At 46.7% G+C, this 23,436-nt stretch carries 13 protein-coding genes and 1 pseudogene; 4 read left to right on the plus strand and 10 right to left on the minus strand.

Translation table 11 applies throughout. From position 1 onward, the window contains the following. Window positions 1-181 precede the first annotated feature (181 nt). From K0B87_02070 to K0B87_02115, 10 genes and pseudogenes are all read right to left on the minus strand, one after another. Window positions 182-442, minus strand: a pseudogene (locus K0B87_02070) (hypothetical protein). A gap of 10 nt (window positions 443-452) precedes the next feature. Then, the gene (locus K0B87_02075; GenBank protein ID MBW6513523.1) at window positions 453-2,426 is read right to left on the minus strand and encodes a UvrD-helicase domain-containing protein; all 1,974 of its coding nucleotides are present in this window, start codon (window positions 2,424-2,426) and stop codon (window positions 453-455) included. A gap of 9 nt (window positions 2,427-2,435) precedes the next feature. Continuing rightward, entirely contained in the window at window positions 2,436-4,484 is a 2,049-nt protein-coding gene (locus K0B87_02080) for an AAA family ATPase (GenBank protein ID MBW6513524.1), read from the minus strand. Window positions 4,485-4,506: 22 nt separating this feature from the next. Continuing rightward, a complete protein-coding gene (locus K0B87_02085; GenBank protein MBW6513525.1) occupies window positions 4,507-5,184 on the minus strand; it encodes a M48 family metallopeptidase in 678 nt (225 codons plus the stop codon). Next, a complete protein-coding gene (locus tag K0B87_02090; protein MBW6513526.1) occupies window positions 5,181-8,420 on the minus strand; it encodes an HsdR family type I site-specific deoxyribonuclease in 3,240 nt (1,079 codons plus the stop codon). Before K0B87_02090 ends, K0B87_02085 begins: the two co-directional genes overlap by 4 nt. Window positions 8,421-8,434: 14 nt before the next feature. Further along, window positions 8,435-10,255, minus strand: coding sequence for a DUF262 domain-containing HNH endonuclease family protein (locus K0B87_02095; protein ID MBW6513527.1), 1,821 nt, complete (start codon window positions 10,253-10,255; stop codon window positions 8,435-8,437). Continuing rightward, window positions 10,255-11,562, minus strand: coding sequence for a restriction endonuclease subunit S (locus K0B87_02100; GenBank protein MBW6513528.1), 1,308 nt, complete (start codon window positions 11,560-11,562; stop codon window positions 10,255-10,257). Before K0B87_02100 ends, K0B87_02095 begins: the two co-directional genes overlap by 1 nt. Then, a complete protein-coding gene (locus tag K0B87_02105; GenBank protein MBW6513529.1) occupies window positions 11,555-14,092 on the minus strand; it encodes a type I restriction-modification system subunit M in 2,538 nt (845 codons plus the stop codon). Before K0B87_02105 ends, K0B87_02100 begins: the two co-directional genes overlap by 8 nt. 262 nt (window positions 14,093-14,354) lie before the next feature. Then, window positions 14,355-14,570, minus strand: a complete 216-nt coding sequence (locus tag K0B87_02110; protein ID MBW6513530.1) for a helix-turn-helix domain-containing protein — start codon at window positions 14,568-14,570, stop codon at window positions 14,355-14,357. A gap of 234 nt (window positions 14,571-14,804) precedes the next feature. Next, window positions 14,805-17,261: a DEAD/DEAH box helicase gene (locus K0B87_02115; GenBank protein ID MBW6513531.1), complete on the minus strand. Its 2,457-nt coding sequence runs from the start codon at window positions 17,259-17,261 to the stop codon at window positions 14,805-14,807. 548 nt (window positions 17,262-17,809) lie between these two features. On the opposite strand from K0B87_02115, the gene K0B87_02120 reads away from it, so the two are divergent. From K0B87_02120 to K0B87_02135, 4 genes are all read left to right on the plus strand, one after another. Continuing rightward, on the plus strand, window positions 17,810-19,582 hold the full coding sequence (locus K0B87_02120; protein MBW6513532.1) for a right-handed parallel beta-helix repeat-containing protein: 1,773 nt from the start codon (window positions 17,810-17,812) through the stop codon (window positions 19,580-19,582). A gap of 163 nt (window positions 19,583-19,745) precedes the next feature. Next, window positions 19,746-19,973, plus strand: a complete 228-nt coding sequence (locus tag K0B87_02125; GenBank protein MBW6513533.1) for a Spi family protease inhibitor — start codon at window positions 19,746-19,748, stop codon at window positions 19,971-19,973. 94 nt (window positions 19,974-20,067) lie between these two features. Further along, the gene (locus tag K0B87_02130) at window positions 20,068-21,603 is read left to right on the plus strand and encodes a hypothetical protein (protein MBW6513534.1); all 1,536 of its coding nucleotides are present in this window, start codon (window positions 20,068-20,070) and stop codon (window positions 21,601-21,603) included. Window positions 21,604-21,773: 170 nt separating this feature from the next. Next, the gene (locus tag K0B87_02135; protein MBW6513535.1) at window positions 21,774-23,150 is read left to right on the plus strand and encodes an outer membrane protein transport protein; all 1,377 of its coding nucleotides are present in this window, start codon (window positions 21,774-21,776) and stop codon (window positions 23,148-23,150) included. Window positions 23,151-23,436 lie beyond the last annotated feature (286 nt).

The following is a 23,436-nucleotide window of genomic DNA, read 5'->3' on the forward strand; positions in this document are numbered from 1 at the left end:
CAACTAAACTCGAAGATTTGACTTGACTAAATTGGCTGATTCTGGGATAAATCACTTTTGAACCTCGTTTGTATTTGGCTTGTATAATATTGTGCCACAATATAATACGAGGTTCTTTTGTCAAGAACTATTTTTAACTATCTTCCTGTGTCCCAGAAGATTAGACATGTGGGAAAGATCAGTCCTTAAGATAATGCCTCTGTTCTGGCTCATACTCCATATGAGCAGATATGCGGAACCAGTTCTGATCAAATATCCGAAGTAGAGCTGCAAGGTCGAGGTTATCAAGGGTTGTATCTTTTGATTTGAGTAAAATGTCTTTCTGCCTTGGATTCAATGCATTAAGCACCGTGTCCTGCCACCAGTTATCACTAAGCTCTGGTAGTAATAGTGTTAGATACTTAGCAAGTTCGTGAGTCGTTGAGTCTTGTATGTCGTACATTCTTGTCCCCTCAAATGGTCACTAATGACCAACCTAATTCTTCAAGCTTTTTGTGTGCAGTTGTAGGAATCCTGTCTATATGAAATGCGGCACATAAAAAATGGGTAGGTCTGCTCATTGCAACATATGCCACCTTTAAGGCGCAATTTCTATACTTGCCGTCATTAGATGAGAAAGTCCTATCCCCAGTCAAGTAATCAAGGAGTTGATTGCCGTTGAAATCATAGCTAAAGCACTCCAAGAATAGCGTTGCAGTGTGCGTTTGACCTTTCACCGAGTGGACTGTCCCAACTTGTATATCAATGCCATTTGATGAGAAGACATTACTCACAGAGGAGGTGTTTTCCATTTGTTCTATTGGATTAGTGATGAATCTATCAACTTGAGCTTCTTCAATCGCAAAATGTGGGAGCCAGGTTTCTTTCAGATATTGAATTATCTGCTCAAACACACAATTAGGATATGCATCATTTCTATGAGAGCATGTTGTGTCGTCACAGGCATGTTTGCTGATTTGCTTTACCCATAATGCCAAATCAGATTTGAACTCAGAATGGAATTCTTCATGGGTCTTGAGATATTCATACAGTGAACTTTTGGTGTATCGCTTACCGCTTGAAGGATTGGTTATATCTCCTTCGCTCAGGACTCTCAGGAAAGAACTTAAAAGCGAATCTGAAATCATTTGGGGGGTCACATTCGATCGTGAACCAGCTGATTTTACCAGATAATTCTTTAGCGAGTTGTAGATTGGGTTGCCTGACCTTACTGGCCTATGGTAATCGGGGAAATATGACCTAATACTAGTCTTATTCAATCCAGCTGCAGTTTTTCCTTCATTATCATGGGTCCAACCAACTGCATAGTATAGTGGAAGTTTACCTATTTCAGCAATCTCCTGCTTCCATAGGTCTTCCCGTTCCTTGATCAATTCACTAAACTTACTAAGCACAACTGATTGTGAATCATCATCATACAAGATAATTACTGGCGAGAGGAGACAGTCGGTTCCTCGATCAACACCATTGAGGCTTGCCTCGGGTTTGACGCACACTTTGTGAATAGATTGTGCAATTTGGTTAGAGATTCTCTGTGATGATGATATGGTAATAATCTTATCTGATAATCCCCAAGCAACATCATCCGAAACTACAAGGTCATAAATTGCCTGATTGGGGTCACCTATCCTCTGCTTCACTACACTGTCATTGAAAACTCTATTTAACAGGTCATTTTGTCTTTTATCGGTGTCTTGCATCTCATCGATAAAAAGGTAGCTAAATCTTGTGCATATTGACTCAGGTAACCCCGGGTGTTTTGCTATATAGTTTTCTGCAAACAGGTATGCTTCATCATATCTAATAATGCCATCTTCGATGAGATGTTTTTTTACTGATAGAAGTTCTTTATAACTCTCAGTCTGCTTACCAATCTTGAGTGAAGATGTCTTTCCATCAGAGGATAACATGATTTCATCTAAGGATGTCAAAATAAGCTTAGCAATAATATCAATATACTGCCTCGATACCCAAGTTCTGGTCGTTGGTTTCAACCTCTTCCAAAATATGCTCTCTGCAAGAGATGAGTCAATGGTTACGTTTCTATGCCCATATTCTTCAACAAATGCAGGGATTGCTAAGAATTTGTCGACAAAGCTCTGTATAGTCCCAAAAAAGTTCGGATACGTAAACAACACCGAGCTGGCTTTTCCCATTCTCCGCTTGATCTCATCGATGGCAACATTTGTATGAGTCAAAACACAGATTCCCTTGTTGAATTCAAAGGGCATGTATTTTGAGAGAATGAATAGCTTAGCTAATAATGCTGTTGTTTTGCCACTACCCGGACAAGCCACCACATCAGTTGACTCTAGGCATTTGATAAAGTTAACTGATTCTGGGTCAAAATTACACTCATTTGGTAGAAAGAGCTTTTCCGCTTCGGTTAAATGCGAAAGGATGCCAAGTTCGCTTAACTCTGCCATGGGCTTACCCTAGATACCCTTACCACAAGAAAACTTAATGGCATTTACCATGTATTTCAATTGATCATCATTTTCAATGGCTTCTCTCAAGTCGTTTTTCTTATCTAGCAAGGTCTTTGCTAAGAACTGAGCGGTAAGAGCTTTTGAGAGATGTCCCAAGAAGGGCTTCATAAATCTATAAGCGATAGAACTACCATCAGGCAGATCTACACTAACTCCAGCTAATTCTCTTGCTTGTTTCATAGCTGATAGCAAATCATCGTTTAGCTTACTTTTTGCAAGATGGTACTCAAGCGTCCATTCATTTGTAAATACCCTGATATTGCCGTTCTTCGGTATGTATTCACTTTCCTTTTTTTTCTGTTTTACTAAGTCCATGTATTGGATAATATGTTCTTCCTTGAGTTTAGATTTCGCAGGTATGCTACTAGTCGCCTGTTCGAATGGTTTAATAAGCGTTATGAATCGATTCTTTTCTGTTTCGATGGCAACTACTCCATTACCGAGTTCCTGACAATATACTTCTGGTGGATTTTCTTTCAGGTACTCTCTGCATGGAACGTCCCCATCACTAATAACGGCAACTTTAACGGGCATTACTTTCCCATCTGTTCTCTCGAATATCTTCACATATCGCTTCCAAGCCGTACTCCCCACATTTACGATTGAGACACCGTGTTTGTTAAGAGGTAGACCAATAACTTCAGCTAAAACAGGTATAAGAAGATTTTCAGCATCTCCTTCGACTATTATCACTCCCTGCGCAAAGAATAGATTTGCTTTTGTAGCATCAAGGAATCTTTCTAAAAAATAAGCATCATCCTTTTCAATCTCAGTATATTGATTGTCCTTCTCGCGATTTCCGATGGGAAAGACATCTTGGTCTTTGCAAATTAGTAAGCTATTGAGAGGCACTGATGATCCTAAAACAACACTATGAGTTGTAAGAAAGACTTGCCCGTAAGCACCGAAGTCATCTGTGAAATACTTGAGTGTGTTAATCTGGTAGTGAGGATGTAGGTGAGCCTCCAGTTCCTCAATGATCGCAAGCTTTAGCCCAGTGTGCTTCTCTCGTTTCAATAACATCAACTCAGCTGCAATGTAAAGGAGGTTCATTAGCCCTAAACTTGGAGGATTATTGTCGATGTTTAGTGTTAAACGTTGAATTATCGCCCATAACTCAACACCTGACAATGTCACGAATGGTTCGATTTTCTTACCAGTAGAAGTAAATGAGGCCAGATTGTCCTTGATTGTTTTGATTATGGTCTTGCCGTTCTCCTGAATATGACGCCTTAAGAGAGTTTTAATGTTCTCAAGTTCTTCAGCGATAACCATTGAATCTGGGTCACCCTTTGAACGATAATCATCTATCAGAGGTTCAATCAGTTCCAGAGCCTCCTTGTTCATCTTGTCTGTGAACTCATGCTCTCCAGAAAAATAGTCTCTGATCCCAGAATCTGCCAAGTCTACCAATTTGCTAAGAGGATGATCTTTCTCTTCTTGTTTTGTTTTACATTTAAACTCACTACGGCTCTTGAGTAACTGAGCAAATCTTGATCTTCTCCCTGCAGCCATCTCCATTTCAGCATCTCTTAATGGTTTTAAATAAGTAACTCTGAGTAGATCTCTCGCTCCAGCATCTAGCTGGGTTCCGACATTATCCATCCCTGCCCGAATCTCTTGTATTATCCGATTATCTTTTCTTTCAGCACTCAGCCATATTTTCAATACATACTCGTTATTGTCATCAAAACCGATCCATTCCAAGAAGTTCCCCGCTTCAGCATCAGTAAAACCCTTGAATTCGCATTCGATCTTCAATGAGTTTACACGATTATCATTGCTATAGTGAAAATCGATCTCATCAATTCTGGTGAAATCGTAACTCTGCGTTTGAAGCACATACCTTATAGCATCAACAATGGAGGTCTTACCCGATTCATTCTCCCCTATAAGTACGTTGAGCCCTTTGCTAAACTCGATAACGATGCCTGGATTATCATCTGAGCCACCGTATTTACGAAAATTAGTAATTGATAGCTTGAACAGATACATTTATCCTCCGTATTGATTATTTCTACACATCCAATCCCGCCCCGTATTCCTTCAGCCACTGAACTTGTTTCTGATAATCCGGAACGATCTTATCCACTTCATTCCAGAAGTCTTTGCTGTGCCGTTTATGCTCGAAATGTGCCAGTTCGTGCACGATCAGGTAATTGATCACACTCACAGGTGCCATCATGATCTTCCAATTGAAATTGACTTTAGGTCGTTTAACTGAACATGAAGCCCATCTATTCTTCAGATCGATGATTGAGATTGCCTCTACACTTATCCCCATCATCTGCGCAAAACGTTGCACTCTGGGTTCGATAAACACCCTTCCTCGATGGCGATAGAATTCCTTGAACATATCTCTCAGCTTATCTTCAGAGCCTTCCGGGGCATAGAAATGCCTGCCTCTGAACTGGATACTCTCGACCTCATCGCTATATTGCAAATAGTAGTTCCGTCCCAAATAAAGAAAGGACTGACCATTAACAAGCTCTCGTCTAATTGCCTTTTCATTCAGCAGGGCACGCTTAGCCTGGTACTTGTGTATCTTATACTCGTTCTTGCTGAGCAGGTTTTGCACGTCACTATCGCTTGTCCCCAATGGTACGATCACAGTAATAGAGCTATCCCTCTCGATATAGATCGATGCTGTCTTGCGCTTGCTATGCCTTACTACAATCTTATAATTGAGGCTCATGAACCCTTCACCTCGGCTTCCCGTTTATGAGCCAGATTGATCAGCTCTGCCGTCAGCTTTGCTGCCACTTCCTGCAGCGGCTCTATCCCGCAATATTCAAGCTCGTCCCTGATATCGCCTTCCAATCGTCTGCGTTCATTGGGCTTCTGCCAGAAGTTGGGTATCGAGAGTGATTCTTTGATCCTGCTATAGATGAATTCTGACAGCTTTGCGGCGCTAATTGCTTCCTTGCTGTCCACTGCTATCCCTGCTTCCATCAGCATCAGGTCCAGAAATGGCATCACGGGACAATCCACAATGCCCGCTTCATCAGCTCTGCCTTTGCCAATATCCTCTCTCAGCTTGGTGAGCTCCTCGATGATTCTATCCCAGTGTTCCCTATACGAATCCAAAATCTTCTGCAGCCGTTCATGGAATCCTGTATAGAGAGCGGGGTCTTTCTCCATGTTAACTTTGATATGCCAGCGGATGGCATGCTCCATCTCAGACGCTTTGGCTTTTCCGGTTTTGTTATGATCACGCATCTGCTTGGGAAACTCATCAGATAGCAGCTTGGCAGGCGCAATCTTGGGATTGATCCCTTCTGAGATCAGGTATTTATCGATCAATCTGCGCACCTTAGCCCCTGCCCATTTCAAATCCATCGTAGGATCGTGATAGCGATTCCGCATGCGCATCATCAGATAACCAAATCTCTTGGCAGGCACGTAGTAATCCCTTGCCATAGCCGCATTGAACAGCAATTCCAGGCTGTCAAAGAAGGCCTTGAGATAAGTGTCAAACTGCGCCCGGAACTTCACATCAGCACCCAATTGTAGGCAATCCTCCACCAGTTCCCATTCCTCTTCATTATCTCCGATTCTTTGATGCAAAAACGCCTCAATGCGGATTGTGCCTTTATCTGCAAATAACTGAATCAACCTTCTGAAGCGGGATTCCAATACCGGAATCTCTTTGTCCAATCCCCGGAAATATGCGCTCAGATCATTCAATTCCTGCACATCAGTATCAGTAAAGATAGCCAGTGCTTCTTTCAGATGTGATGCCACACCAAAGTAATCCACCAGTATGCCGTGCTCTTTTACAAATCCGCTTTTCATCACCTTGGTACGATTCACTCTGGCAATAGCTTGCATCAGCCGATGCTCTCTCAGGTTCTTGTCCAGATACATCACTTGCTCGATCGGAGCGTCAAAGCCCATCAAAAGCCTGTCGCAAACGCAGAGTATAGCCACGCCGCTTTCCGGTTTACTATAGTCGAAGTCCTTCTTGAAGCTCTCCACCGCATCCATATCCTGAGCCTGTCTGCGAGCCATCGACACATAGCCCGGCTCATTATTGTCCATCATCGAGACCACTGTGCAGATCTTGATGAACTTCATCTGTTTCAGCAGTTCATCATCCCGCTCATCTTCAGGTTTTGCTTCCTCACGCGATATTAGCCGTTTTAGCGCATTTTCCATCTCATACTTATACCGACATGCTGCCACGATAGAACTCGCCACCACCTGCCCTTTTAAGCCGTTTGGGAGGATTTCCTGAGTATAGTGTTCGATGATGTCTTCCGAGATAGCCCGGATTCTCTCTTTGGATTCCAGATAGGCCATCTCTGTGCCATAGCGTTTTTGTATCTCCAACCGCTCTTCTTCACTGCGTTCTTTGAACATATCTTCAAACTCACGCTTGAACATCTCAGCATCAGTCAGCTTGTCCTGGCTGGTTCTGCCTATATAGAGAATGTCCACCGTAGCTCTATCTGCAACCGAGTCATTCATCTTATACACATCGATGAAGCTGCCAAATCGTTCATGGGTTTTCTGCTTATGCCCTTCTGTGAGTAGCGGAGTTCCGGTGAAAGCGATCTTGACCGCATTGGGAAAAGCCAGGAAGAGGTTGTCGCCCATCTCGCCACCCTGATCCTGATGTGCTTCATCTATAAGCAATAGTATCCGCTCACTTGTATTCAGCTCCGGGAATTCTTCATATTTCGGCACAATCCCCGCTGTCAATAGTGATTCTGCAGAAACTGAGCTATTGATCAGGAACTTGTGCAACATCACCATATTCAAATTGGAACTGGTGTTTTTCAGCTTATCCAGATCCCTTTTGTGCTCAATCAGCGTGAGGCTTTCTCCGGTATAGGTTACGGTGTGCGAAAGCTGATCCTCCAAATCCAGCCGATCATTGACCATGATCACTTTGTAATCCTTCAGATCATCCGTATCCCGCAGTTTTTTGATCAGAAACACCATAGTCAGGGACTTCCCTGAGCCTTGAGTATGCCAGATGACTCCGCTGCGTTCAAAAGGTGTCTTTCCGGTTCTGAGACGCTCGAGGATTTTACCCACTGCTCTGTATTGCTGATACCTGCAGACGATCTTTACCTTCTCGCCTCTCTTGATCTCCATGTATAGGGTGAAGTTCTTCAAGATATCCAGCAGGATAGCTTTATTCAGCATCCCATGAATCATCACTTCCTGACGCTGCTCATCTGGCGAAGCCTGGATGGTCTTATATTCCTCCGGGAAGATGTCCTTCCAGTTCAGATAGTGATCAAACTCGCCCGTGATGGTGCCAAACCTGGCTTCATTGCCATGAGTGACGATGTTGAAGAGATTGCAATGGAAAAGCCGCTCTTCGCCTTCCTTGATGCCATAATCATCCACTCGCAGATTCGCATAGCGGTTGATCTGGATAAATGCTTCACTCAAGGGCTGTGCCACATCCATGTCTTTACATTCCACTACCACGATCGGCAAGCCATTGATAAACAGCACAATGTCCGGAATGATCGCCGTTCTGCTAGCTCCAGGGGTCTCGATCTTGAACTGGTTAATGGCGATAAAGCTATTGCGTTCAGGATGGGCAAAATCAATCAGCCGCACCGTTGGGTTTTGCTCTCCGGTCAGCGTATTCTGATCCACCGTAGTATTGCGGGTCAGAAGCTCATACACTGCCTGATTTGCCTTGAGCAAGTCCATGCCGGGATGCATAGTAAGCTCGCTTAGCACCGCTTCAAGCTGTTTATCAGTTAGCCAGCTGCTGCCATCTTCAGTGAGATTAATCCTTTTCAGAGAAGCCCTAAACTCATTCTCGAGGATATACTCTCTGAAGCTCTCTCTCCTGCTGATACTGGGATCATAAGGAGTAAACCCGGTTCCCTGATCAATTACTTCCCAACCAAGCTGCTGTAGCTTATCTAGAAAGGGACGTTCAACACTATTATATTCGGACATTATTCCTCACCAGTTTATATCTTCCAAACCTCAAAAGCCAGATTTATCAGCAATTGCTGCCTTTCGTCAATTGTAGCGGCATTCCAATCAGGAAACACTTTCAGAAATTGATTAATCCTGTTCACTGATGATTGATTACCCACAGTCGGTGTTTCTACCAAACTTCGAGTGAAGTAAAATCCGCAGTTCTTATACTGATCACATTTTCTCTTGTAGTAGTCATTACCCGCTACAATATTCAGGGGCTTTTGTAGCAAAGTTAGATTTCCCAGTTTTATCTTGTATTTATCGTAATCGATGCCTGGATTGTTTTGAATGAATCTATTCCTGACATCATCTGCAGGATTATCGGGCAGTATGTGTTCAATTTCCAGCACAGTGAAGTCTTTTAATGTACGCTTATCGTTAACCCCTGTAAAATGTCTATCCACATATTGAGCGATTTTTGCAAGGAAGTATCTTGTCCGGTAATACTGAAGTATACCCAGTGAATAGTTTTCGAGGAAAGCCTGCAATTCCTTTTGCTTGGACTGAACACTTGGTACAAATCGAGTGCTGACAAAGCTATCTAACATGTCTTTCTGAACAGCGGGATCTTTCTGTTGGGCAATTTCTCTTAATTCACCTGCCCATATTGCAAAACTCCTCTCCAATTCTTTGGTTGGGGTCTTGGTAAAGAGGTAATAGAATAGAAACACTTCGAGTTTGTTCACGAAGCTTTCGAACAATTCTTTTGGCAGGCTCCGGATAGCAAGCAATAGGATATAATGCAAGCTAAATGCACCACCACACATCTCAGATAAATCTTCAGTGTTAACGTTGCTCTTTTTATCCTTATCTTTGCCTTCGATGAAAGCCAAGTAACAATCCAGATTGCCCTTGAGATGCTTAACAAATGCGAAAGGATCACGCCTATATCCACATAGCTCAGCATTGCCATTGTCGACTATCCAGTCATATATCTCATCCTCACGTAGAATGTGATCATTCCTTTTGTTGGCAATCGGATAATTGGACATTAGATAGTAGCGAAGGAAGCGAAGAGGTTTTTCTTGCTTCTCTTCCAGTGCTTTAGTAATATCTTTCCACTCATTCTTCAGTCTTCCAAATTCATTCTGCCCCACCTGCCTGAATATCAAATTCTTCAAAAGATCCATTGGGTTAAGACCCACACCTCTTTCGTTAATTGTCTCAAATATCTTCAGAGCACTGCTTATTTCTGTGGCTATCTGGATAAAAACAACTTGATTGCCTATATAACCCCAGTATTTCTTCAAATCAGATATATCAGGATAATTGCTCACCAGATAAGAGTAGATTATCCTATAAGCTTCCACGATGTTGTCTAATGAGCCATAAGTAGATATTCCAGCAGCTTGTATCGCTTTTCTTGTGATTATTGGGTCCGCGTTCAGTTCGATTATTTTCGTTATGATCTCAATGGCGTTTTCGTACCGCGGTTCCAATCTTAGAGTCATGACTGGTTCTCCATTCAAGTCATCATCAAGAGACATTATAAGCTGGTCTATACTATGTTTCTGCTTCTGATCATCAAGTATGGATTTAATCGCACAAAGCAGCAAGAAGAAGGTAGTTAAACGCTGTTGACCGTCAATAACTTCAAAGTGATCTGCCTGATTAGTAGGAGAGACGATAATAGTGCCAATGAAGTACTCTGTTTCACCATTACCATCCATTTCATTTGTTATGTCTTCGAGGAGTCTTGTTACTTCTTTTTCCTTCCATACATACTCCCTTTGGTAATCTGGCACAAGGTAATAACACTGCTTGAATGCTTCTCGTATTCTGAATTTGAAATTCGTAATCTGTGACATTAGCCATTCTCCACTTTATTTTCATTTAGATGTACTCTTACTTTACCAGTCAAGAGGTCAGCCATCATGCCTTGCTTAAGCTGCTTATACTTTTTCAAAGCGACGCTCTCATCACTGAGTTTATGCTCTATCACTTGTATTCTATCGACAATTGCCTGTTGCTCGTGGATCGCTGGTTTGAGGAAGAGAAACTTGCCAATTCTGAATAAAGCGAGCTTTGGAACTCCGCCACCCACGCCAATTTCCCTGATAACTTGCCCCTGAACAATCGCACTATTACACTGATGCTTTATGAAGTCTCTATCGTATTCCAACTTATCGAATTCTGTAATCCTGGCCGCATTCTCAGTAAGCTGAGCTTGATCCAGATTCACCGGGATCGTCCCAAACAGACCAAGAGTCCCGGCAATTGTGACATAAACATCATCTACAGAGATTTTGTAGCTGCGAATCAGTGGTTCGATCTCAACCGGAACATACTTGAGGTCTGCTTGATCTATAGACCCATCTTGCATGTCAGTTACTCTCAGATATGGGAATGGCGTTAATGCATCAGAGAACTCTTTCCCCGCAGGCATTCGCTTACCCCCTTTTATCTTTGCGAAAACTCCGATTTGGACAATCTCCCAGTCTTTGGGTATCCATCCCAATTTTGATTCTTTATAGAGCTCAAGAGCTTCTTCAAACGTAGGTCGCAACTTGCCAGTTTGAGTGTCAATGCCTCTGTTGAACAGGTCTTGCATCATCCCGGCTTTAATCGCATTGTACTTCTCAATCGCAGCTTCGGTCCTATCAATCACATTATCTAATGTGCAGAGGATAGTGGCTATCTTGCGTTGCTCCCCAATATCTAATGGGATAAAAAACGTAATCTTTGCTATCTTGCTCTTGTTTAGAGTTTTTCCCTTAACCGCAGTATCATATACTAAGCGATCAAGTGTATTAGGAAGTAGGTAAAAAATCAGTTTTGTTTCAACTTTGTTTCCCTTAGGAATCAAGGCAGCAATTGCTTCGTTAGTGGTTAGTTCGACCCCAGTAAATGCGATCTTACCGATTGTAAGCTTGAAGCTAAAAATCAGCGTGTCTATTGGCAATAGCTTTGCGTTTGAGCTATTTAATCCATCGGTAGTAATTCGCTCTTTAGTTTTCTTAATTACATTCGATTTCCCCAAATCTGCTATTGAGACCCAGCTATATGCTTGGCTATCGCAATCGTTAGCCCAATATCTCATAGCGCCTCTTGAAGGCGTTCCACCAATTTCTACGTTGAATAGATCAGTCAATAACTGGTGTTTCCACTCACTCATACCCGAGTTCCTTGAGATAGGTTGCCAATTCTGAGGCTGCTGCATCTCTTTCTTTTAGGATACTATGCAAGGGTTGGTCATACTTTTCCCACAAGCTTTCTAAGGCTGTCCGAAATTGTCTGCAATACTGGATCAAGTAATCGTTCACTTTAGCGTTAAGCGTCAATTCCCATCGTAGCAGGATCAAAACTTTTGCCTCTGCTTCGCTGATCTTGGTTCTTGCCTGTTCCACAAGCTGCTCTGTGCGGTCTTTTATCTCTTTAATCTTCTTGCGGTTTTCTTTCAGTTCCATTTCCAGCTCCTGATGCTTGGCAATACGATTTTCGTTCTCCTCAATCATTTGCTTCAGGTTTCGTATAGCTAAATACAGAACCGTTATCTGCCCGGAAAGATATTCAAATGCTTCACCGCTTTTCTTTAGCGCTTTAATCTGCTTTTCCTTGTTCTTGATATCCTTGCTGATCTCTTTGAGTTCTCCACCCAAGGCTTTGATAGCAGCTTTTACCTCCGACAGTTCATCCTTGGGAAAGACCTCATAATCATCCTCAGACCAGGTGCCTTCCTCAAGCTCGTTTACTTCTGCAAAGAGTGCTTCCAGTTCATCACGACGGCTTTCACAGTCATTCAACTCTTTTATCACATCGGGGAATTGACTTTGTAGAATCTCTTCATCTGGTATCAGTTCTGCATTCCAGCCACTGGCTGCCACGCTGCGCAGATCATTAAAGATATCGTTCCAGAATCCTGCAAAGGCACCCCGGCATTTAAACTCATCCAGGATGCCTAAAGAGCCGATCTTTGCGGTGATCGTGGCAGAGAAAGCATGATAGAGGTCATATACATTTCGATTATCAGGAAGAGCTTCCAACTTGGGCTTGTGCTCATCCCACCAGAGCTTCAGGCTTGTCATGTAGCTCTCGTGTTTGCCTTTTATCGCTTTCGCTTCATCCAGATAGCCCTTGATGGCTTCCTTGTCGCTGATGATCTGGATAAACTTCAGATACTTGTCTCTGTCATAGGTAAACATCTGCTCTCTGATCCCCGGATAGTTATCCCAATAGCCCTGCAAGGCATTCACTTCACTTTCCGGGATACCTCCCATAAGGTGGGCTTTTACGTCATGTGGTTCTGCCGGATCGCTGTTATCTACGTACCTTCTGATATTGCAGTTGTATTCCTCAGCTTCAAGCTCCTCATGCTTCGCCAGACGGCTATAGGCATTCAGTTCTCGCTTGTGCCTATAAACATAACTGATCTTTTCAATGTCCTCCGGACGCAGGATATTCTGCACCTTGCCAACTTTATACTCATGATCCGCATTGATAAAGAGCACTTCTTTGCGGGCACTGGCAGCATTGCGATTGATCACCAGGATACACGCCGGGATGCCTGTTCCGTAGAAGAGTGCCGGTGGCAGCCCAATGATCGCTTCCAGATAGCCTTCTTTGATCAGCCATTCCCGCATTTTGCGCTCTTCTCCACCCCGGAAGAGAACTCCATGGGGCATAATCACAGCCAGCCTGCCATTGGATTTGAGCGTGCTGAACATGTGCTGAACGAACATAAAGTCCGCTTTGCTTTTGGCTGGCATCCAGAAGCGGTAACGTTCCTTGAATTTCATCCCATCAGTGGAGTAGTTTTGGGAGAAGGGAGGATTGGCAATCACGATGTCAAAGCGCTTGAATTCTCCTCCTTCCACGTGTTTGGGCTCCATCAGAGTATCCCCGTTTTCGATCTGGGCATCCAGAATATTGTGAAACAGCATATTGAGCTTACACAAACCCCAAGTGGTGCCGTTCTTTTCCTGCCCGTAGAGAGTCAGCTTTCTGGCAGAGCCGTATTTGCTCTCTACATGACTAAAGGCCTCTATCAGCATACCACCTGAACCTACCGCGGGATCGCAGATCTCAGCATCCTCAGCCGGGTCAAGGATGTTTACCAGTAGTTTGACCACTGTCCTGGGCGTATAGAATTCTCCGCCTTTCTTACCAGCGCTATCGGCAAAGTACTTGATCAAATACTCATAGGCGGAGCCCAAGAGATCAGGAAACTCCAGATTGTCATCTGTGAGCACCACCTTGTCGAAGTGAGTGATCAGTTCGACCAGATCTTTATCTGTGATGCGTTTATTGTTCTTTCCCAGGGTCTTGTTGAAGTCAATCGGCTTCAGCACCCCTTCCAGAGTCTCGCTATTGCTATCCTCAAGGGCTTCAAATGCCTTCTTTAGTTCATCTCCGATTTCTTTCTTCAGGTGCCGGATATTCTCCCATCTGGCACGGATCGGGACAAAGAAGTTGTAGTTTGATTCGCTCTCCAGCCCTTTTTCAAGCGCTTCTCCGCTTACGCCCTTCTTCTCGAGGATCGCCTTTCGGTTATTTCGTTCAATGTTGAAGAGATCATTTACCCTCTTCAGAAACAGCATAGCTATCACGTATTCCTTGAATTCCGAGGCATCCATGTTCCCGCGCAGGGATTCACAGGCCTCCTCCAGAAAGCGTTCCAGCCATGATAAAGACAGCTTATGCGCCATTAAATACTCCGTTTATCTATATATCGTCAGACCTTGAAACAAGACCGATAAAGTAACTTGGGAATGGGGCGAAGCCCCACTAATTGGGGTGGTGGGCGGGAATAGATACTTTGTTAAACTGCTCACCACGGCATTATACAGTGATTCTTGTGCCGTAAACACAACATGTGCAAGAACCTTTGAGATTAAGCATAAAGAGCATAATACACTACCAATCATCGCCTCTGCAGACAGGCGAACTGGATTGATTGTGTTTGTGAGCCTATATCTTCTTAGCTCTTGATTTGATTGATTTAAGTGTTGCTCCACCAGCCTTGACCCACTCATCTATCTCATTGATTTTGAATTTCCACAATCGCCCCATCTTGTGGGTGGGCATATCGTGGAATTTTATCCAGCGATACACCGTGTCATCGCTTACTCCGAGGTAAGCACATATCTCTTTGATGGACAGCCACCTGTCCTGCAGATGATCCATGATCACTCCTAATTGGCTTTGTTGGCAAGGGATTAACATTTTCAGAAAAGCGGATTTCCTTTACCTTTTTCACCCAAATTCATACAACGCCGAACCCCCTCTGATTGTCAATCGATAAATTCCGCTTCTCTCCGCAGATACCCGCATAGAAATGGTTAAGAAGCCCAGTAACCCTCTTTTCTTGCCAGATGGCTGGATGGCAGATTAGTTATTCGCCAACCTTAGAGAAAGCACTTATTTGCTAATGATCGAATAACCCATACTCTCATACCCTTTTATTCTCTTTCTGTACATTTTCGCAAGCACAGGCTCCTCTATGTCCACGTAATCGTAAATCACAACCTCTGTTTTGTTATCGTGAGCCCTATGTAGCCTACCAGCATATTGTTGCAATACTCCTTTCCAGGATATGGGCATAGTAAGAAACAAGGTATCCAGTCTGCTGTCATCAAAGCCCTCTCCGATGTACTTTCCGGTTGCGATAATCACCCTTTCATCTTCATCCGGTATGGAGTGGAGCTTATCCATTACCGCTTTCAGCTGTTTTCTACCCATGCCACCCCGAAGTGCGATTACATGCTTGGAAAAGCCTGCGAGTTTCTGTGCAAAGAACTCCACGTGAGCAGTTCTTTCCGTTAAAACAAGTGGACTTCTACCGGCCACGATTGCCGCAATGATGTCATCCAGAATCATGTCATTTCGCTTAGTATCCACCACCAAAGCTTGATAGATGTCTGTGATCTTGATCTCGGCATCCTCGCTAAGTTTGGTCATTGAGAAGGTTGTTTGGCGAGTTACTACCTTGTGAGTGAAGGACCTTTGCAGAATTTGAGATTTGGCATCTACTTTATAACGGATAGGGCCGCATTGCATATAAACAATGGGATGATGTCCATCCTGGCGGATTGGGGTGGCAGTAAGCCCATAGATGTACTTGGCCCTCACAGATTTGAGAACTTGTTCAAAGCTAAAGGCAGAGATATGGTGACACTCATCCACAATCACCATGCCGTAATCCTTAACGAGCTCTTTAACTGTGTGTTTGTGGGTAAGACTCTGAATAATAGCCACATCGATCTTGCCGGTTCTCTTATCAATTCCTCCACCAATTTGCCCTATCTCCGGTTCTTGCAGAAAACACTTCAGCCGCTCTACCCATTGGTTCATTAACTGCCTGCGATGTACGATGACCAGAGTATTAGTCTGCCTTTGAGCAATCATCCAGATTGCCACAACTGTCTTGCCGAATGCCGTGGTAGCTGAGAGAATACCATTATCATGCTTGAGCATCGCAGTCCCGGCAAGGAGTTGTTCACTGCTTAGTTTACCAGCGAATGTTGCATTGATGGGTTCTCCTGGAAATCTCAAATCCTTCTGGATCAGTAAAATGCCCAGAGTTGACACAAGCTTTGAGAGATCTTCCAGACACCCTCTTGGGATTATGAGATATTCATCTGTCTCTGAGGATAGATTGATGACCCTGGGCAAATTGTAGATTGGCATTCTCATGGCTTGGGCGCGGTAGAATTCTGGATTCTGGAAGGCAGCCAGCCTGACAATATTGGACATGAGCTTCTGAGGAAGTCCAGTTTTCTCAACGTAGATCATATTACTCAGGACAATCTTAACCTGAGAGGGTAAATCTTTGTACTCCTCAGGTTGGGCTTGTTTTGCTTCCCAGGGCATGGTTTCATCCTCTTCAGATATATTTATCTGGGATAATCCCATCGAACCGTGACCAGAGGGTAGTTCTGAGAGGATTGCACTGATCCTGTGTTTACTGAGTCTTTCTACTTGTGACAGAAAGAGCCATTGATCATAAATCCTATGTAGCTGCTGATCTACAAACTCACTATGCCCACTCTCCCGGGCTTTCTTTTGCAAGGTTAATGCAATCAGATTGCCAAAACCACCTTTGGGCATAGTATCTTGATTGGGGAACATGCGGTCAAATGAATCAAAGCCGATTTGGTGGTGATTCTCCATAGCATTTGTAATCAGCGCAGTTCCCAATCTACGAGCCTGAGCTGCAGAAATCTTTTCATCAAAGAAAAACCACACATGGGCACCCTTCCCAGACCTGGATATCTCAACATAACCAGGAACATGATACTGATTGCAGACATCGATCAATGCCATCACATCATCCCGCCATTCCTTCTTATCAAAATCTATAGCCAGAAACTTGCATGTATCATCTTCCAGCAGGGGGTAGATACCAATTATGATCTCACCACTCAGGTGCCGGTAGATTTGTTTATCATCAAGTGGGATAAGCTTTCTGTTCTCACAGCTCGCACAAGGGATTTTCTTGTACTTTCCGCACACTTCGTGTTTCCAATCATTATAGCAAGCTGGTGAGTAGCCTGACCTATTATCTTTGCCAACCCATCTGATTGCAAACACGTCTTCTCTTCCCTGAAATAAGCTGCGAAAGAGCTGTACCTTGTTTTCTGGACTGGATTGATTGTTGATTGGAGCATCAATAGAACTTGCACTTACTGAATGTGAATTCTCGGTGCTATGCTTTTGCTTGTTTTCAGTTGGATTTGAGGGCTCAGTATTCAAGTCTGATGGATGAGTAGCATTTGATACCAAATCTGTCAGCCTGGAGTTCTCTGCCTCCAGTTCACTGATCCGCTTAAGCGCATCTTCGAGTTTCTTCTTTAGTTCTTCTTTCTCGGTGTTCATCTCATCCTCAACTGACCAAGGTTGGCTCATGCTTCCTGTTGTCAATCCCAAAATCACGAGAAACCTATGTGAACACTATCATCAAACCAAGCTATGCATCATTCGATATGCAGAAATCCTGTCAGAATTTGAAGTTTTCGGTGATCTTAATTGCAGATATCCTGTCAGAAACTACCTAAATGGGTCTTGGAAAGGATGAGTAAGGATGTCCTACGATGCGACAGTTTGCAGTTTTTGCTGCACAATTTGCAGATTTCGTTGTCACGTTGCACCCAGCCAGGCTTGCAGCTATCGATTCTTCCGCCTTCGCCCTGACCCGTCCTGAAATAAGTTGACCAACCGACTTAAGATTATAAGATTTACCCTAGAGCATTATTCCCTGGGGATCGAACATGGCCGGAAAGATAGCCCCGCAAGAGCCATAACCATCAGCAGTCAAACCGCGTATTCGGCGTCAGGGGGTCAGGTTGGAAAAATAGGTCTTGACAGAATGGTCAATTGTTTTCAGGTAAGACCATCAATCAACTGAGAGGTGTGTAATGAGAACAATGTGTATAATTTTCGGTATGGTCATGCTCGTGACCTGCTTGTTTGCCCAAACAACGATACCGCCCGGGCCCGTGCAGGGAAACTGGACCGCGGCCGGATCACCCTATCTTGTGATGGGCAACATCAGCATCGCCAACGGAGCTTCACTCTCCATCGGCGCTGGTGTGGACGTTGTCTTCCAGGGCACTTTTTCCCTGGCGGTGAGCGGTTCCATCAGCACCACCGGGAGCGCGGACCTGCCGGTCACTTTCACAGCCCAGGACACCTTGAACGGCTGGTCTTCGATCCGCCTGAGCAACACCGGCACGGGGCTCAACCCCCCTTCTTCCTTCACCCATACGAATTTCCTTTACGGACGGGCAATCTGGGGCTCAGGGGGCGGAGATCCGCTCAATTTCGGAGGCGCCGTCTGGGCTGATAACGCCGGGACCCTGACCTTCGATAGTTGCTTTTTCAACCGCTGCAAGTCGATCTATGACGGCAGCGCCATCTACGCGGACAACGGAACCAACGTAGTCATGAACAATTGCACGGTCAAGAATTGCGAGAGCGGCTTCTTCGGTGGAGTTTTCGTGAGGGATGGGAACGCGGAGATCACTGACTGCCTCTTCGATTCCAACGTCGCGGTGACCTTCGGAGCAGCGCTCTATTTCTACGACAGCCCCCAGGCCAACGTCACGTCCTGCGTCATCTCGAACAACGTCGCCGGTGCTGTGACCGGAATTTACGGGGCCAGCAGCAACGTCGTGGTGAAAAACTCCCTCTTTGCCGGAAACGACACCACTATGGGCCTGGGTGGCGGAATGGGCATCATCGGCGGTTCGGTGAGCCTCATCAACAATACATTCTATGGCAACACCTCAGCCCAGGGCGGCGCTGCGGCCTGGTTCAACGTGCTTCCCGCGCCAGCCCTGATCACCAATTGCATTTTTTGGGACAACCAGCCCGATGCCCTGGCGGCAAACAATTCATCCTATCTCCTGTCCCATTGCTCGATGCAGGAACAGGAAGGCGGTGCCACGAACATTTTCGGGGATCCCCAGTTCACCGATCCCGCCCAGGGGATCCTGACCCTAATGGCAACTTCGCCCTGCATCGACGCGGGAACCCCGGATGCCACGGGACTTGGCCTGCCCGATATCGACCTGGCGGGAATGCCCAGGATCGTGGATGGAAACGGCGATGGGACGCCCAGGATCGACATCGGCTGCTATGAATGGCAGGTCCCGGTTACGGATGGGATTCTTTTGGGCCAGGTGCTGACTTCTCAAAGCGAGCCGATCGAAGGCGCCCTGATCGAAGCTGACGGGATCACCATCCTGTCCGATGCGGCAGGTTTCTACAGCCTCACCCTGCCCGCGGGGACCTATGACGTGAGCTGCTCCAAGCCGGGCTATGTGACTTTTGTCGAACACGATGTCAGCGTAGTGGCCGGAATGACCACCACTCTTGACTTTTACCTCGATATCGTCGGAAATTCCGATGAGTATCTGGTGGCTGCAATCCAAATGGCGCAAAACACTCCCAATCCCTTTGCCGGAAAGACTTCGATCCCCTTCAGCCTGGACCGGGAAAGCCGGATCGACCTGAGCATCTACAACCTGAAGGGACAGAAGGTCAGGACTGTTTTTTCCGGAATGGCCAGGTCCGGAGAGCACTCCGCGGATTGGGATGGCCTGGATGACAATGGCCGGCCGGTCGAGCGGGGCGTGTATCTTTATCGCCTGAATATTCAAGGGAGGAGTGTCACGCGCAGGCTGGTAAAACTATAGCATCCGAGCCCTCTGTTCTAAACGGGAGCCACGCACAGGCCTGTCACCTCTCAGGCCTTCTGGCTCGGTTATTGCACCCATTTTCGTCCAACACAGACATGGGATGTGAGCAACGAAAAAGACGTTCCTAATCGCTTTATTGATCGTGCTGGGGGCAGTTCTGATGGCTGCCAAAGTCTCGCCGGGCCAGGCTTTGCGGGCGGCCGGGACCTATCTGGACAAGTTGGGGTTTAAGGGCTCCTGCATTTTTGACCGGGAGATCGGGTCAGAAGCTGGCTCCGCCTATGTTTTCCAGCTAACCCCGCGGGGCTACATCGTGGTCAGTGGCACAGACGAACTTCCTCCGATCCTGGCTGATGTCTACAACCGGCGCGTTTTGAAGCTCCAGTGAGGTTTGCAGCAACCCGCGATTTTCAGCTTGACATAATTCAGCATTCCGCAGAACTTTCACGAGTGCTTCAATAGTCGAAAGTACGGGAGAGATCATGAACAGAGTAATCGTGATTTGTTTGGCTTTACTTATATGCGGAGGGCTCTTCGCGGCGGAATACACAGTGGGCGCGGGCACTGAAACGATCAACCGGGTCCCGGTCAATGGCATGAACGACTACGGCTGGACCAAGACCCTCTACACCAAACCGGAACTGAACGCGGCCGGATTGAACACGCCGGGAGAGATTATCGGCGTCGGTTTCTACGTAGGCAATCTGCCGGCAAATTACACCATCCAGGACCAGCATGTCTTCCTGCGCCACAGCAACTTGGAATCCTATACCCAACCGTCTGAGGCCCTGCCGGACAGCTCATTGTTTACCCAGGTCTATGCCGGAGACCTGTTCTTCCACGGGAACGGCTGGCTGCAGGTCGTTTTCAGCTCTGCCTTTGCCTGGGACAACGAGAACAATATCGAGATCCTCTGGAAAAACTGGGACGGGTCGGGCCAGAGCGGAAACCCCGTCTTCCGCTCCACGAGTTCAAGCCCCTTGTACCAAGCGGTTTACAACCATGCCAACGGCGCTTTCCCCACCGGAACGGGGACCAAGTATTATTATCGCCCCAACCTTCAGGTCATCACGGCGATGGCGCCCCTGCCAGCGATCACGGTCTATCCTTTTTACAATGGATTGTTCATGCCCGGCGCCGCCTTGGCCTGGAAAAACGGAGGAGGCTGCCCCACTTCCTACGACGTCTACCTGGGAACCGCAAATCCGCCCTCGACCTTGGTCAGCAGCGGCCAGACCGGCACTTTCTTCACTCCGCAGCTGCAGCCGGGCTCAACCTACTATTGGAGGGTCGTTCCTTCCAATTCCTATGGCAGCGCGGGAGCCTGCCCGGTCTGGATTTTGCACACCCCGGCGGCGGTACAACTGGCGGAAAGCTTTGAGGGAGACGCTTTTCCGCCCCCGGGCTGGCTGAATCCAGGCAATCTGGAGCAGAGCCAGATCTATCCCTATCAGGGCGAAAAATGCCTGTTCAAGTCCGCCGGAACGTCTGGCAGCCTCATCGGCACGCCTCTGCTGTCCTTCAATTCCTCATCAGTCCTGAGTTTTTACGCCCGCACCGGCTCGACCGCGGGTAACAGCCGGATCCGCCTGAAATATTCGATTGATGGGGTGAACTGGACCAATAGCGGAGTGGATTTTGAGATGCCCACCACCCTGGATTGGGTGAGCTACGAAGTTTTCCTGGGCTCGTTGGCCGGCCAGAATCTGCATCTGGGGCTGGAGCCCTACAACGCCGCAAGCAGCGGTTTGGTGAGCATTTACATCGATCACGTGGTCGGCCCCGTTCCGGCCGTCTATCTCGCCGCCCCACAGCTAAGCATCGACATCATCGGAGCCAGCGCGGTCCTGAATTGGACAATGGTTCCGGCTGCCACGGGTTACCGCATCTACGCCTCCGACGATCCAGCCAACTGGGGCTCTACACCTTTGGCCACTGTGGGCCCGTCCGTATTGTCTTACAGCATGCCGCTACTGACGAGGAAATTCTATCGGGTCACCGCAATTATGGGTTATTAGAGAGGTCTGAACGGCTGTTTTGGAGTGTGGAACCGTCTGAGGCCAAAGCGCGCGAAATCGCTAAATTCTTGAAGCAGAAAATTTTCCTTGACTGATTTCGAGTTTGCCAGTAATTGGATTCAATATTCTTAGTCCTTACACCATAATAAGTTATCGTCAAGGAGAGAAAAATGAAGATCTTACGTTTTACCGTTCTTGCAGCAGTCCTGCTGGGCATCAGCGCGGCTTTGTTCGCCGGAGGCTTTGCCCTCTCCGGGGTCGGATCCCGTGCCACATCTATGGGCGGCGCGTTCCGCGGCATGGCCGATGATGCCACCGCCATGTTCTGGAATCCGGCCGGCCTGGCCTTCATGGACCAGAGCGAAATTTCGCTGGGCGGAACCTTCATCCAACCCGATTCCAGATGGCAAAACACAGTTCCTCTTGAATACATGCCTGGTTTCAGCCTGGATGAGCTGGAAGCGGAAAACAAGATGAGCATCATCCCCACCGCGCTGGGCGTCTTTGCCAAAAACCCCAAAGCCGTGTTCGGCCTGGGGGTTTACGTTCCCTACGGCCTGGGCGCCACCTACGACGCCTATCAACTGCCCGCATCCATGCTGGGTAATCCTGTCACCTGGTCTTCCGGCTTCCCGGAGAACGAGATGTCCTCCTCCGTCTCGATCTTTGACATCCATCCCTCCATTGCCTACAAGATCACAGACAACCTTGCCTTCGGCGTTGGCATCAGCGTGTTCTACGGCTCGATCGATCTGGCCCAGATCAAACCAAGCCCCACCAGTTCATATTTTGCCCCCACCACCTTCGACATGTCCGGCACGGGCATTGGCTTCGGCGGCAACGCCGGGATCATGTATAAGCCTCTCAAAAACCTTTCCCTGGGCTTCAATGGCCGCTTCCCCAGCAACATAGACATGCAGGGCGAGGCCGAGGTTCTGCTCTGGCTGAACAACCTGGCCAATTTCACCGTTTGGGGCGGCAACAATCCTGATTTCCTCGTTGCCCAGACCTATGGCGGCAAGGAAGATATCGACGCGACCCTCAAACTTCCCGGAGAACTGGGCGCCGGACTTTCTTACAAGATCCTGCCCAATCTCGCTTTGAACCTGGACTATGCCTACACGATGTGGGACCGCCTGGATGTCATCAAGGTGGAGATGGAAAACCCCATCGTGATCCTGGAAAACCATCCCCTGATGCAGGTGGAGCTGGAGGAAACCGAACTGGTCTTCAACTGGGAAAACACCCACCGGGTGAGCCTCGGCACGGAATTCCGCTTCGGCGGTAACGCCCTCCGCGCAGGATTTTTCTACGACCAGAGCCCCATCACAGTGGATACCCAGATCCCCACCCTTTCAGACATTGGTAACAAGACCAGCCTCAATTTCGGCTTCGGCCGGGATTTTGGCCCCATCACCCTGGACCTGAACGGCCAGTATGTGACGATGGAGGAACGCGAGGTAACAGAATTCACCGGCAACAACATGCTGGGGATCTACAACACCTCCTCTATCTCCGGAAACATCGGCCTGACCTATAGATTCTAAACACCCATATACATCTCCAATGGAAAGGACCGCCCTACCCCCCCAGGGTGGTCCTTTATTTGTGTCCGGACATCAGTTAGCCAGAGGAACTCCAGACATTTTTCTGGGTTGGCTCCCCTTATCATTACGGTGTCAATACGGACTCATTACGGACTTTGTCCGTAGTGAGTCCGTATTGACACCGTATTGATAAGGAGGGAGAAGGGGTTGGGCTTGAGGCCTGGAAATGCCTGTTGAGCAGTAATGGCAAAGGTTTCAGCCGCAGGGGAGTCACCCGGACCCCAAA

The sequence above is a fragment of the Candidatus Syntrophosphaera sp. genome, from assembly GCA_019429425.1.
In the GTDB taxonomy this organism is placed as follows: domain Bacteria; phylum Cloacimonadota; class Cloacimonadia; order Cloacimonadales; family Cloacimonadaceae; genus Syntrophosphaera.